The 12,486-nt window shown below is 68.0% G+C and carries 13 protein-coding genes; 3 read left to right on the forward strand and 10 right to left on the reverse strand.

Going from position 1 to position 12,486, the window contains the following annotated elements:
* Positions 1 to 92: 92 nt before the first annotated feature.
* On the reverse strand, positions 93 to 1,685 hold the full coding sequence (locus ACFYXB_RS04225; RefSeq protein ID WP_389577512.1) for an MDR family MFS transporter: 1,593 nt from the start codon (positions 1,683 to 1,685) through the stop codon (positions 93 to 95).
* 155 nt (positions 1,686 to 1,840) lie between these two features.
* Here ACFYXB_RS04225 and ACFYXB_RS04230 point away from each other — a divergent pair, with 155 nt between their 5' ends.
* Positions 1,841 to 2,443 carry a TetR/AcrR family transcriptional regulator gene (locus ACFYXB_RS04230; RefSeq protein ID WP_389577514.1) on the forward strand — a complete coding sequence of 201 codons (603 nt, stop codon included), beginning with the start codon at positions 1,841 to 1,843 and terminating at the stop codon, positions 2,441 to 2,443.
* Here the strand turns inward: ACFYXB_RS04230 and ACFYXB_RS04235 are convergent.
* Positions 2,440 to 3,048 (reverse strand): M23 family metallopeptidase, encoded by a 609-nt coding sequence (locus tag ACFYXB_RS04235; RefSeq protein ID WP_351350085.1) that lies wholly within the window; start codon positions 3,046 to 3,048, stop codon positions 2,440 to 2,442. The genes ACFYXB_RS04230 and ACFYXB_RS04235 overlap by 4 nt on opposite strands.
* 709 nt (positions 3,049 to 3,757) lie before the next feature.
* Between ACFYXB_RS04235 and ACFYXB_RS04240 the strand changes: the two genes are divergently transcribed.
* Positions 3,758 to 4,372, forward strand: coding sequence for an HAD family acid phosphatase (locus ACFYXB_RS04240; protein WP_389577516.1), 615 nt, complete (start codon positions 3,758 to 3,760; stop codon positions 4,370 to 4,372).
* Between the two features lie 75 nt (positions 4,373 to 4,447).
* On the opposite strand, the gene ACFYXB_RS04245 is transcribed toward ACFYXB_RS04240, so the two are convergent.
* Positions 4,448 to 6,973 (reverse strand): ATP-dependent Clp protease ATP-binding subunit, encoded by a 2,526-nt coding sequence (locus ACFYXB_RS04245; RefSeq protein ID WP_351350081.1) that lies wholly within the window; start codon positions 6,971 to 6,973, stop codon positions 4,448 to 4,450.
* A 430-nt stretch (positions 6,974 to 7,403) separates the two neighbouring features.
* On the opposite strand from ACFYXB_RS04245, the gene ACFYXB_RS04250 reads away from it, so the two are divergent.
* Entirely contained in the window at positions 7,404 to 8,036 is a 633-nt protein-coding gene (locus ACFYXB_RS04250; protein WP_389577519.1) for an SCO3374 family protein, read from the forward strand.
* Here the strand turns inward: ACFYXB_RS04250 and ACFYXB_RS04255 are convergent.
* The 7 genes from ACFYXB_RS04255 to nadC all read right to left on the reverse strand — a co-directional run bounded on the left by ACFYXB_RS04255 (position 8,015) and on the right by nadC (position 12,483).
* Positions 8,015 to 8,350 (reverse strand): Lsr2 family protein, encoded by a 336-nt coding sequence (locus ACFYXB_RS04255; protein WP_351350079.1) that lies wholly within the window; start codon positions 8,348 to 8,350, stop codon positions 8,015 to 8,017. The two genes, ACFYXB_RS04250 and ACFYXB_RS04255, sit on opposite strands and share 22 nt — an antisense overlap.
* Before the next feature lie 253 nt (positions 8,351 to 8,603).
* Positions 8,604 to 9,143, reverse strand: a complete 540-nt coding sequence (locus tag ACFYXB_RS04260; protein ID WP_351350077.1) for an amino-acid N-acetyltransferase — start codon at positions 9,141 to 9,143, stop codon at positions 8,604 to 8,606.
* Between the two features lie 9 nt (positions 9,144 to 9,152).
* Positions 9,153 to 9,554, reverse strand: a complete 402-nt coding sequence (locus ACFYXB_RS04265; RefSeq protein WP_351350075.1) for a BlaI/MecI/CopY family transcriptional regulator — start codon at positions 9,552 to 9,554, stop codon at positions 9,153 to 9,155.
* Positions 9,555 to 9,711: 157 nt separating this feature from the next.
* Complete coding sequence (locus tag ACFYXB_RS04270; RefSeq protein ID WP_351350073.1) at positions 9,712 to 9,891, reverse strand: hypothetical protein; 180 nt, start codon at positions 9,889 to 9,891, stop codon at positions 9,712 to 9,714.
* A 67-nt stretch (positions 9,892 to 9,958) separates the two neighbouring features.
* Positions 9,959 to 10,588, reverse strand: coding sequence for a hypothetical protein (locus ACFYXB_RS04275; RefSeq protein WP_389577523.1), 630 nt, complete (start codon positions 10,586 to 10,588; stop codon positions 9,959 to 9,961).
* Between the two features lie 114 nt (positions 10,589 to 10,702).
* A complete protein-coding gene (locus tag ACFYXB_RS04280) occupies positions 10,703 to 11,500 on the reverse strand; it encodes a type III pantothenate kinase (RefSeq protein WP_351350069.1) in 798 nt (265 codons plus the stop codon).
* 5 nt (positions 11,501 to 11,505) lie between these two features.
* Positions 11,506 to 12,483, reverse strand: a complete 978-nt coding sequence (gene nadC / locus ACFYXB_RS04285) for a carboxylating nicotinate-nucleotide diphosphorylase (protein ID WP_351350067.1) — start codon at positions 12,481 to 12,483, stop codon at positions 11,506 to 11,508.
* Positions 12,484 to 12,486: the final 3 nt, after the last annotated feature.

The raw sequence follows: 12,486 nt of genomic DNA on the forward strand, positions 1-12,486 counted from the left end.
ACAACGACCCCGTCCGGCGGCGGGCATGGAGAAGGCCCCCGGCGCGGACACCGACCGGGGGCCTTCCGTTCACTGACGGCTGTTCCAACTGCTCAGACGGCCTCGGCCACCTGCGCCGAAGGCGCGTCGGCCGTACCTTCCGGGGCCTTCTGAGGCCCGCTCTTGAGCGGCACTTCCTTGACGAACAGGGCCGCCAGCAGCGCGATCACTGCGATCACCGACCCCAGCAGGAACGCCGAGTGCGTACCGGCGGACACCGCGTGCTGGTACGCCTCCCGCGCCGCGGCGGGCAGCTTGGCGAGGCTGGCCGCGTCCAGCTGCGCGGACTTCTCGGTGATGCCCTTTCCCAGCGCACCGGCCCGCTCGGCCATCACGGCCTGGACGCGGTGGTTGAACAGCGCGCCCATGATCGCGACGCCGAAGGAGGAGCCGAGCGTACGGAACAGGGTGGTCGACGAGGAGGCGACGCCCATGTCCTTCATCTGCACGCTGTTCTGCGCGACCAGCATGGTGATCTGCATCAGGCAGCCCATGCCGAGGCCCAGGACGGCCATGTAGACACCGGAGGTGAACCGGGAGGTGCCGGTGTCCATCAGCGACAGCAGATACAGACCCGTGATCATCAGCACGCCGCCGGCGATCGGGAAGATCTTGTAGCGCCCGGTGTTGGTGGTCACCCGCCCGGCGATCATCGAGGTCACCAGCATCGCGCCGAGCATCGGCAGGAGCAGCAGCCCGGAGTTGGTCGCGGAGGCGCCCTGCACCGACTGCTGGTACAGCGGCAGGAAGAGGGTCGCGCCGAACATCACGAAGCCGGTGACGAAGCCGATGATCGACATCAGCGTGAAGTTGCGGCTGCGGAAGATGTGCAGCGGCAGGACTGGCTCGGCGGCCTTGGTCTGCCAGTACACGAACCCGATCAGCGCGACGACGCCGATCGCGATCAGCTCCATGATCCGCGCGGACGTCCAGGCGTACTCCGTGCCACCCCAGGTGGTCACGAGCACGATCGAGGTGATGCCGACGGTCAGCAGCACGACACCGAGGTAGTCGATGCCCGCGTTGGTCCGCTTCCTCGGCAGGTGCAGCACGGCACTGACCAGCAGCAGCGCGACCGCGCCGAGCGGCAGGTTGATGTAGAAGGACCAGCGCCAGCCCCAGTTGTCGGTGATGGTGCCGCCGACGAGCGGACCGCCGATCATGGCGAGCGCCATGATCGCGGCCATCATCCCCTGGTACTTGCCGCGCTCGCGCGGCGGGATGAGGTCACCGATGATCGCCATGACGCCGACCATCAAACCGCCGGCGCCGAGGCCCTGCACGGCGCGGAACCCGATCAGCTCGCCCATGTTCTGGGCCATGCCGCTGAGCGCGGAGCCGATCAGGAAGATCACGATCGAGGTCATGAAGGCGCCCTTGCGCCCGAACATGTCGCCGAGCTTGCCCCAGATCGGGGTCGAGGCCGCGGTGGCCAGCGTGTACCCGGTCACCACCCAGGACAGATGTTCCAGGCCGCCGAGCTCACCCACGATCGTCGGCATCGCGGTGCCCACGATCATGTTGTCCAGCATCGCGAGCATCATCGCGATCATGAGCGCGAACAGGACGACCCGCACGCTCCTCGGCTGCTTCTCCGGCTGGTCCGGTTTCTGCCGGCCGGTCACGGCCGTCTCTGTGTCCGCCATCGCTCCCACTCCCCCGGCAATTGCTACTTACTTGCCGCCCAGCTAGTTGATTACACTGGGAAAGGTAGACCTGCCACTAGCCGGTCGTCAAGTAAGTTGATCGGGGGCCGGCTGGGCGACGGTCAGGTTTCCGCAGGAGCGCGAGGAGTACGAGGATGGGCGTCACCATGGACGGCACCAAGCAGCAGCGCCGCGGCAACACCCGCCAGCGCATCCAGGACGTCGCGCTCGAACTCTTCGCCGAGCAGGGCTACGAGAAGACCTCACTGCGCGAGATCGCCGAGCGCCTCGATGTCACCAAGGCGGCGCTCTACTACCACTTCAAGACCAAGGAAGAGATCATCGTCAGCCTCTTCGAGGACCTGACGCAGCCGATCCAGGAACTGGTCGAGTGGGGCGAACAGCAGCCGCACACCCTGGAGACCAAGCAGGAGATCGTACGGCGCTACAGCCAGTCGCTGGCTGACGCGTCACCGCTGTTCCGCTTCATGCAGGAGAACCAGGCGACCGTGCGGGAACTGCGCATCGGCGACACCTTCAAGGACCGTATGCGCGGCCTGCGCGACATCATCATCGATCCCGACGCCGAACTGGTCGACCAGGTCCGCTGCGTCAGCGCCCTGTTCACGCTGCACGCCGGGATGTTCCTCCTGCAGGACCTGGAAGGCGACCCCGAGAAGAGGCGCGAGGCTGTTCTCGAGGTCGCCGTGGATCTGGTGACGCAGGCGCACGAGGGCGCCCATCGCTCAGATTCTTAGACGTGCACGCCCTTGGCGCGCAGGAAGGAGACCGGGTCGACCGCCGAGCCGTAGTTCGGGGTCGTACGGATCTCGAAGTGCAGGTGCGGACCGGTGGAGTTGCCGGTGTTGCCGGAGAGCGCGATGTGCTGGCCGGTCTTGACGATCTGGCCTATTCGCACGTCGATCTTCGAGAGGTGGGCGTACTGGGAGTACGTCCCGTTGGCGTGCTTGACGACGATGGCGTTGCCGTACGCCGGACCGTCACCGGCGCCGTTGCCGCCGGCCTTGACGACGGTGCCGCCGTGCGCGGCGACGACGTTGGTGCCGATCGGCACCGCGAAGTCCTGACCGCTGTGCTTGTGCATCCAGTGGCTGCCGGCCTGGTCGAAGCCCGCGGAGAGCGTGTACTTCGCGACCGGGTCGACCCAGGCCGCGGAGGACTTGGCGGCGGCGACGGTGGTGGTCTTGACCGCGGTGGCCGGTGCGGCGGTGTGCGGGGTGGCGGCGCCGGCGACCCCGGCTCCCAGTACGACCGAGACGGCGCCCAGACCGGCGGCCGCGACGGCGGCACGGGAGCGGAGCAGGGACGTGAGGGACTTGCGGGACGTGACGCGCTGGAACATCTAGACCTCGTGAGTTCGGGGACAGAGGACCACCTGGCACACAACCGACGGCCGGTGGGGCAACACATTGGTAACGCGACGACGCACTTGCCCTCAAACCACCCATCTACGACCCAAACTAGTATTTGACGGGAAAACCGCCCTACCCTTGACAGAGGCCGCGGCGGCCGGGCAACGGCCCTGACAACGCCGTATCTGCACACACCGTTCCGGCCGAAATGTCCGGATTTGCCCAGATGTGAAATGCCACTATCTCCGCTAGTACCGGACATTTCGCCTGTAAGGCATGTCACGGGACCACAAGATCCAACAACGCCCGAATGTGACCGGCGCTACTCTGACCAGCACGCATACGGGGGTGCTGTTCGCGGCCGAGGGCCCGGGTGCCGGGCTGATCGACGGGCCCGAGCGACTCTCCGTACGACCGGTCGGTCCGGCCGTGGACTCGCCCGGGCTGGCGCCCGCCCCCGGCGGACGAGAACGACGTGCAGGCGGAGCGCCGCCTCGGCCACCCGGGACTGACTCTCCGTCAACTCATCATCAAGTGGACGCAGTTGGACGCCGACAGAACTGTCGGTGTTTCACCAACCTATGTGACGCACATCTCTGGTCACCTACCGTTCAGTAACCTTACGGTTCCCCTCACGCCATCCTCACCAAAGATCATGCCCCTGACACAGGCAGCGCACGGACGTGAGAGGACCCCCCGATGACCAGAGGCCCCTGGGCGTGCCGCATCTCCGCAACCGCCGTCTCCGTGGCGGCGCTGGCCGCGATGGCCGCGCCGGCCCACGCCGCCACGACGACCGCGAGCAGCATCACCGCCGCCAAGGTCGACTACGCCACCTGGCAGCAGGACTGCCAGGGCGTCATGAACCAGGCCCTGCCGTACCTGAAGGACCGCATCGCCGCCGTCAAGCCGGGCGAGAAGCAGGCGATCGTCTTCGACATCGACAACACCACACTGGAGACGGACTTCGGCTTCAGCTTCCCGCAGCCGGCCAACAAGCCGGTCCTGAACGTCGCCAAGTACGCCCAGGAGCACGGCGTCTCGCTGTTCTTCGTCACCGCCCGCCCGGGCATCATCGCCGCGCCCACCGAGTTCAACCTCGAGTACGACGGCTACGAGGTCGCCGGTCTCTACGACCGCGGTCTGTTCGACCTGTTCAAGGATGTCGCCGCCTACAAGACCGCCCAGCGCGTCGACATCGAGAACAAGGGCTACACAATCATCGCGAACATCGGCAACAGCGCCACCGACCTCTCGGGCGGCCACGCCGAGAAGACGTTCAAGCTGCCGGACTACAACGGGCAGTTGTCGTAACCCCCGCAGCGCATGCGAAAGGGGCCGGTGCTCTGGTGAGCACCGGCCCCTTTCTTCGGCTCAAACCCCGGAGGGTCAGGCGTCCTTGCTCAGGTTCGGCCCGGCACCGCCGGCCGCCTGCTCGATCGGCGGGACGTCGGGCAGCGCCGACTTCTCCTCGCCGCGGAAGGTGAAGGTCTTGTTCTCACCCTCGCCCTCGGTGTCCACGACCACGATGTGACCGGGGCGCAGCTCGCCGAAGAGGATCTTCTCGGAGAGCGAGTCCTCGATCTCGCGCTGGATCGTGCGGCGCAGCGGCCGGGCGCCCAGCACGGGGTCGTAACCCTTCTTGGACAGCAGCTCCTTGGCGGACTGGGAGAGCTCGATGCCCATGTCCCGGTCCTTCAGGCGCTCGTCCACCTTGCCGATCATCAGGTCGACGATCCGCAGGATGTCCTCCTGCGTCAGCTGCGGGAAGACGACCACGTCGTCGACGCGGTTGAGGAACTCGGGGCGGAAGTGCTGCTTGAGCTCGTCCTGGACCTTGTTCTTCATGCGCTCGTAGTTCGACTTCGTGTCACCCGTGGCCGCGAAGCCCAGGTTGAAGCCCTTGGAGATGTCCCGGGTGCCGAGGTTGGTCGTCATGATGATGACCGTGTTCTTGAAGTCCACGACCCGGCCCTGGGAGTCGGTCAGGCGACCGTCCTCCAGGATCTGCAGCAGCGAGTTGAAGATGTCCGGGTGGGCCTTCTCGACCTCGTCGAAGAGGACGACGGAGAACGGCTTGCGGCGGACCTTCTCGGTCAGCTGACCGCCCTCTTCGTAACCCACGTATCCGGGCGGGGAACCGAAGAGACGCGACACCGTGTGCTTCTCGCTGAACTCCGACATGTCGAGGGAGATCAGCGCGTCCTCGTCGCCGAAGAGGAACTCGGCGAGCGCCTTGGACAGCTCGGTCTTACCGACACCGGACGGGCCGGCGAAGATGAACGAACCACCGGGACGCTTCGGGTCCTTGAGGCCCGCACGCGTACGACGGATCGCCTTCGACAGCGCCTTGACGGCGTCGACCTGGCCGATGACCCGCTTGTGGAGCTCGTCCTCCATGCGGAGCAGTCGGCTGGACTCCTCCTCGGTCAGCTTGAAGACCGGGATGCCGGTGGCCGTGGCGAGGACCTCGGCGATCAGCTCGCCGTCGACCTCGGCGACGACGTCCATGTCGCCGGCCTTCCACTCCTTCTCCCGCTTGGCCTTGCCGGCCAGGAGCTGCTTCTCCTTGTCACGGAGAGACGCGGCCTTCTCGAAGTCCTGCGAGTCGATCGCGGACTCCTTGTCCCGGCGGACGGCGGCGATCTTCTCGTCGAACTCGCGCAGGTCCGGCGGAGCGGTCATCCGGCGGATGCGCATCCGGGAGCCGGCCTCGTCGATCAGGTCGATCGCCTTGTCCGGCAGGAAGCGGTCCGAGATGTAGCGGTCGGCCAGGGTGGCGGCCTGGACCAGGGCCTCGTCCGTGATGGAGACGCGGTGGTGCGCCTCGTACCGGTCGCGCAGGCCCTTGAGGATCTCGATGGTGTGCGGCAGCGACGGTTCCGCGACCTGGATGGGCTGGAAGCGGCGCTCGAGGGCCGCGTCCTTCTCCAGGTGCTTGCGGTACTCGTCCAGCGTGGTCGCGCCGATGGTCTGCAGCTCACCGCGGGCCAGCATCGGCTTCAGGATCGAAGCCGCGTCGATGGCGCCCTCGGCGGCACCCGCACCGACCAGCGTGTGCAGCTCGTCGATGAACAGGATGATGTCACCGCGGGTGCGGATCTCCTTGAGCACCTTCTTCAGGCGCTCCTCGAAGTCACCGCGGTAGCGGGAGCCGGCGACCAGAGCGCCGAGGTCCAGGGTGTAGAGGTGCTTGTCCTTGAGGGTCTCGGGCACCTCGCCCTTGACGATGGCCTGGGCGAGGCCCTCGACGACGGCGGTCTTGCCGACGCCGGGCTCACCGATCAGGACCGGGTTGTTCTTCGTACGGCGGGACAGCACCTGCATGACCCGCTCGATCTCCTTCTCGCGCCCGATGACCGGGTCGAGCTTGGACTCACGAGCGGCCTGGGTGAGGTTCCGGCCGAACTGGTCGAGGACCAGGGACGTCGAGGGGGTGCCCTCCGCAGGGCCGCCGGCGGTGGCGGTCTCCTTGCCCTGGTAACCGGAGAGCAGCTGGATCACCTGCTGCCGCACTCGGTTCAGATCAGCGCCCAGCTTGACCAGGACCTGGGCGGCGACGCCCTCGCCCTCACGGATCAGGCCGAGCAGGATGTGCTCCGTGCCGATGTAGTTGTGGCCCAGCTGAAGAGCCTCACGGAGCGACAGCTCCAGGACCTTCTTGGCACGGGGGGTGAAGGGAATGTGCCCGGACGGGGCCTGCTGGCCCTGGCCGATGATCTCCTCCACCTGCTGGCGGACCGCCTCGAGCGAAATCCCGAGGCTCTCAAGGGCCTTGGCGGCGACACCCTCACCCTCGTGGATCAGGCCCAGGAGGATGTGCTCGGTGCCGATGTAGTTGTGGTTGAGCATCCGGGCTTCTTCCTGAGCCAGGACGACAACCCGCCGCGCGCGGTCGGTGAACCTCTCGAACATCGTTAATCGCTCCTCAGAGCGGTCAGGCAGTGGGGGGAACTTCCCCTCCCTGTCCTTCCGCAGCTTAGTCCCGCAAGCGGGGACCGCTCATTCCAACTGCCGACACCGTCGATGGCCTCCTGACCCCGAACGCCGACATCTGCTCCAACCCGATGGTGCGAGACGATGTTCCCGCAGGCCAGGCAGTTACCCTCAGCATCACTACGCCGATGGCGAACGTGAGACGGCCTGATCTGCGTGTCGCCCCCTCCCACTAGGGATGTCTTACCCGCACGCACTGACACTCCATGCCGCGCGCACCGGTTCCCTCAGCTATGGGCGAACAACCTTGCGCCTCTCCGGACCCCCACGCGCCCCCTTTTCGCGCACCGTATGCAATGGCACAGCAACCCAGCGTAACTCTGGGGCTCTCTTAGTGGTTGCACCTGGCATGGCCGGCAGCGTCCCCTCGATCCCCGTCCCCCGTCGCCCGCTCGATCCGGTCGACCGGACGCGGGACTGGTACGAGGACGATCTGGGCTGGGCGACAGTGCCCGGAGGGCCCGGAGAGCCGCTGCGGCTCGTCACGGGCCTGCGTTTCGACGTCCTGGACGTCCCGGCCGAGGCGGGAGCGGCGGCGCTGCGGCGCCTGGGTCCCGGCTCTCCGGTGGCCCTACAGGGCGGCCGGATGCGGCTGCTGGTGGCCGCGGGCAGCGCGGAGGAACTTCCGGGGCTGCTGGACTGGCTGGAGTGGGGCACGCTGCCGCTCGATCTGACGGCACTGGGCCCGAACGGCCACATGGACGCGCCACCGGCCCCCGAGCGGGGCTGTGCGGGAACCCGACCGGTTCTCGCGCCCGGCCGCTTTGATCGTCCCGTGCAGGGGGCCGCCGTATGGTTGCGGCCCCCCGAGCCGGGGTGCGAGGTCGAGGCCTCGCTGCCGACGCTGTCGGCCGTGGGGGGCGTTGGGGGCGCCCCCGATCTCGTACGACTCGTGGACACGGTGGCGACGCACTGCCACCGGATCCGGCTGCGGCGCGCCTGCGCCGGGCCGTCGGCTGCTCAGCCGTTGGCCTTCTCGTAGGCCTCGCGAATGGTCGCGGGGACACGGCCGCGGTCGTTGACCTCGTAACCGTTCTCCTTCGCCCACGCGCGGATCTGCGCGGTGTCCTGGCTGCCGCCGGAAGCGACACGGGTCTTCGCGCGCCCGCCCGCGGCACGGCCCCCAGTACGACGACCACCCTTGACATACGCCTCGAGAAGTCCGCGCAACTTGTCCGCATTGGCCGTCGTGAGATCGATCTCGTACGTCTTGCCGTCCAGCGCGAACGTCACGGTCTCGTCCGCCTCGCCGCCGTCGAGGTCGTCGACAAGAAGGACCTGAACCTTCTGTGCCACCGGATTTCCTTTCATCGATAACTTGAGGTCCGGGGTCTGCGGCGTCCGCCGTTTCGCCGCCCCCTGTTATATGCAGTACTGCAGTACCTCGGAAAGCAAACCGCTTTTGCGTGAAAAACACAAACCCCTGGGAGAGACCCGGAGGATCACTCCCGCCCGGAAAGCGGCGCGTTTCGGACATAGGGAACCTGGGCAGCGTCGGATCGCCGGAATACCGGGCGGCCCTTGGCGATGCTTGGCGATCCCCTGGCGATCACAGATGCAGAAGCATCCGGCTGTTGCCCAAGGTGTTCGGTTTCACTCGTTCGAGACCGAGGAACTCTGCGACGCCCTCGTCATAGGAACGCAACAGCTCCGCGTACACATCCGTGTCAACCGGCGTCTCCCCGATCTCCACGAAGCCGTGCTTCTCGAAGAAGTCCACTTCGAAGGTCAGACAGAAAACGCGACGAACACCGAGCCAGCGCGCCGTCTCCAGCAACTTCTCCAGCAACCGGTGCCCGACACCGGCACCCTTCAGCCCGTGCTTCACCGCGAGAGTGCGGACTTCCGCGAGGTCTTCCCACATCACGTGGAGCGCGCCGCAGCCCACCACCTCCGCGTTTGCTCCGGCGCCGCGTTCCGCGACCCAGAACTCCTGGATGTCCTCGTAAAGCGTCACCGTCGCTTTGTCGAGCAGGATGCGCTCGCGCACGTACGCGTCAAGGAGTCGGCGCACGGCGGGGACATCGCCGGTCCGGGCGCGCCGGACCGTGATGGCATTTGCGGTGACTTCGGGGCGCTCTGCTGACATGAGCGGACGCTATCGCCCGCCGTCGTCCTCAGCGGAGCCGGGGTTCTCGTCTTCCGGGGTTTCCGGGCCCTGGACGATGCGCATGGCGTCGCGCAGGGCCTGACGCTGTTCCTCGCTCATCATCCCGAAGAAGGCGACGAGAGCAGCTGCCGGGTTGTCACTCTGGGACCAGGCGTCGTTCATCAGGGCGGCGGCGTACGCGGCGCGTGTGGAGACGGCCTCATATCGATAGGCCCGGCCTTCGGCTTCGCGGCGTACCCAGCCCTTCTGATGGAGATTGTCCAAAACGGTCATCACCGTGGTGTACGCGATCGACCGTTCCTGCTGAAGGTCTTCCAGGACTTCCCGAACGGTCACCGGGCGGTTCCACTTCCACACCCGCGTCATGACCGCGTCTTCGAGTTCTCCCAATGGGCGAGGCACAGCTCAGAACCATAGTGGTAGATCCAGGCAATGACGTCCGGAACGTGCGCTTTCCACTGCGGACGGCAACAAAAAGGACGTACGACTCGAAAGCACGAGGGGTACGAGTCGTACGCCGTGGTCCGGCGAGGGGCGTCGGACCGCGTCAGGCGTCGGAGCCGGTGGAGGTCTTCCGCGTGGCCTCCATGCGCGCGAGGGCCGCGTCGACGGCGGCGTCCTCCTTGCTCTTGGCGGCCCCGCCCTGGGTCTTCACGATCACCCTGACCAGACCGATGAAGAACACGGCCATGACGACCGGGGGCACGAGTGCGGAGACATAGTCCATGCCCCCAGAGTAGCCACGGGGGCACGGACGGCCGGGACGGGGGCTGCGCGGCGCCTTGCGGGCGGTCTCAGCCCACCGCGAGGCGCCGCTGCGGCGGGGTGGGTGTGACGGGCGGCGCGGACGGCTTGCGGCGCGGGAAGACCTCGCCAGGGGTGGGGACGGGCCGGGACGGCTTCGGTGCCTCGGGTTGGGGCGCGGGCTTCTCGGCGGGCTTCTCGGCGGGCTTCTTGCGCTGCTCGTCGTCGGCTTCCGCGGCGGCCTCTGCCCCGGGAAGGGCCGTCAGCCGGACGCGCCCGACGGAGGCGGGCACGCTGGGGACGTCGGCGCCCCGGCCGCCCCCGCAGCGTTCCAGCAGGGCCGCGGCGGCGGGGTTCCCGCGCAGGGCCTTCAGGGCGGCGAGGTCGTCGGTCGTGGGACGGTGTCCGGCACTCAGGGCGTCGTCCAGGAGCGCGAGGTAGCCGACCACGCTGCCGGGCAGGGCGGCGCGGTACCGGGCGAGGTCGTCCACCAGGAAAGCGCGCAGCCGGGCGCCCTCGCGCTCGGCCGCGTCGAGCGACTCGGCCAGCCTCAGACAGTCCTGGACGTCCTCCGCCGAGGCGGGACGGGGGTGGAGGGCAAGGGCGAGGGCGCGGCGGAGCACATGCAGCTCCTCCACGCCGAACGCCATGCCGCCGCGGGATCCGTATGGCGTGGGCATGGACAGAAGATACGCACTAATCAGACAAACCGGGCATAAGGCGCCGCGCGTGGCGCTCGGGACCCACCCACCTGGACGGTGATGGCTCAGTGTTCACCGATGACCACGCGGTGCTCACATACGGGACACGTTGCGCTCGTACACCAGCCGGAGGCCGATCAGCGTCAGCCACGGCTCGTGCTCGTCGATGACCGACGACTCCCCAAGGACCATCGGCGCGAGACCCCCTGTGGCGATCACCGTCACGTCGTCGGGGTCGTCGGCCAGCTCCCGGGTCATCCGGGTCACCACCCCGTCGACCTGTCCGGCGAACCCGTACACGATGCCCGCCTGCATCGCCTCGACCGTGTTCTTGCCGATCACGCTGCGCGGCCGGGCGACCTCGATCTTGCGCAGCTGCGCGCCCTTGACCCCGAGCGCGTCGACCGAGATCTCGATGCCCGGCGCGATGACCCCGCCGACGTACTCCCCGCGCGCGGACACCGCGTCGAACGTCGTCGCCGTGCCGAAGTCCACGACGATCGCCGGACCCCCGTACAGATCGACGGCGGCGACCGCGTTGATGATGCGGTCCGCGCCGACCTCCTTGGGGTTGTCGGTGAGGATCGGCACGCCGGTCTTCACCCCGGGCTCCACGAGCACCGCGGGCACGTCGCCGTAGTACCGCCGTGTCACCTCGCGCAGCTCGTGCAGTACGGACGGCACGGTCGCACAGATCGCGATCCCGTCGATGCCGTCGCCCAGCTCCTCGCCGAGGAGCGGGTGCATGCCCATCAGGCCCTGCAGCAGCACCGCCAGCTCGTCGGCCGTGCGGCGGGCGTCCGTGGAGATCCGCCAGTGCTCGATGATGTCCTCACCGTCGAACAGGCCCAGGACGGTGTGCGTGTTGCCCACGTCGATCGTGAGGAGCATGTTCGTTACTCCGCCTCACGCAGGTCCAGGCCGATGTCCAGGATCGGCGAGGAGTGGGTGAGGGCGCCGACGGCCAGGTAGTCCACGCCGGTGTCGGCGTACGCCTTCGCGTTCTCCAGCGTCAGCCGGCCCGAGGCCTCCAGTAGCGCGCGCCCGTGCACGATGGCCACCGCCTCCTCGCACTCCCCGGGCGTGAAGTTGTCCAGCAGGATCAGGTCAGCGCCGGCGTCGACGACCTCGCGCAACTGGTGCAGCGTGTCGACCTCGACCTCGATCGGTACGTCCGGGAAGGCCGCCCGTACGGCCTCGAAGGCCTGCGCGACGCCGCCCGCGGCGACCACGTGGTTGTCCTTGACGAGTGCCGCGTCCGACAGCGACATGCGGTGGTTCACGCCGCCGCCGCAGCGCACCGCGTACTTCTCCAGCGACCTGAGTCCCGGCGTCGTCTTCCGGGTGTCCCGCACGCGTGCCTTCGTGCCCTCCAGGGTGTCCGCCCACGCGCGCGTGGCCGTCGCGATGCCCGACAGGCGGCACAGCAGGTTCAGCGCGCTGCGCTCGGCGGTCAGCAGGTCACGCGTGCGCGTGGTGACCGACAGGAGCTTCTGCCCTGCCTCCACGCGGTCGCCGTCCTCGACATGCCGTTCGACCTCGAACTCGTCCGAGGCGACGACCGAGATCACGGCCTCCGCGACCCTGAGCCCGGCGGCCACGCCCGCCTCACGCGCGGTGAAGTCGGCGGTGGCCACGGCGTCCTCGGGGATGGTCGCGACGGTCGTCACGTCCACGCCGTGGGCGAGGTCCTCCTGGATCGCGACGTTCGCGATGTCCTCGACCTCCACGGGGTCGAGTCCGGCGTCGGCCAGGAGCTCGGCGAGCGCGGGGTCGAGCCCGCACTCCAGGTACTCCGCGTCGCCGTCGGCGCCGCAGGCACAGCCGTCGCCGCAGCCGCCGGAGGAGGCGAGGGGAAGGTCGGGGGTGCTCACTTT

The sequence above is a fragment of the Streptomyces sp. NPDC002619 genome, from assembly GCF_042889305.1.
GTDB lineage: Bacteria > Actinomycetota > Actinomycetes > Streptomycetales > Streptomycetaceae > Streptomyces.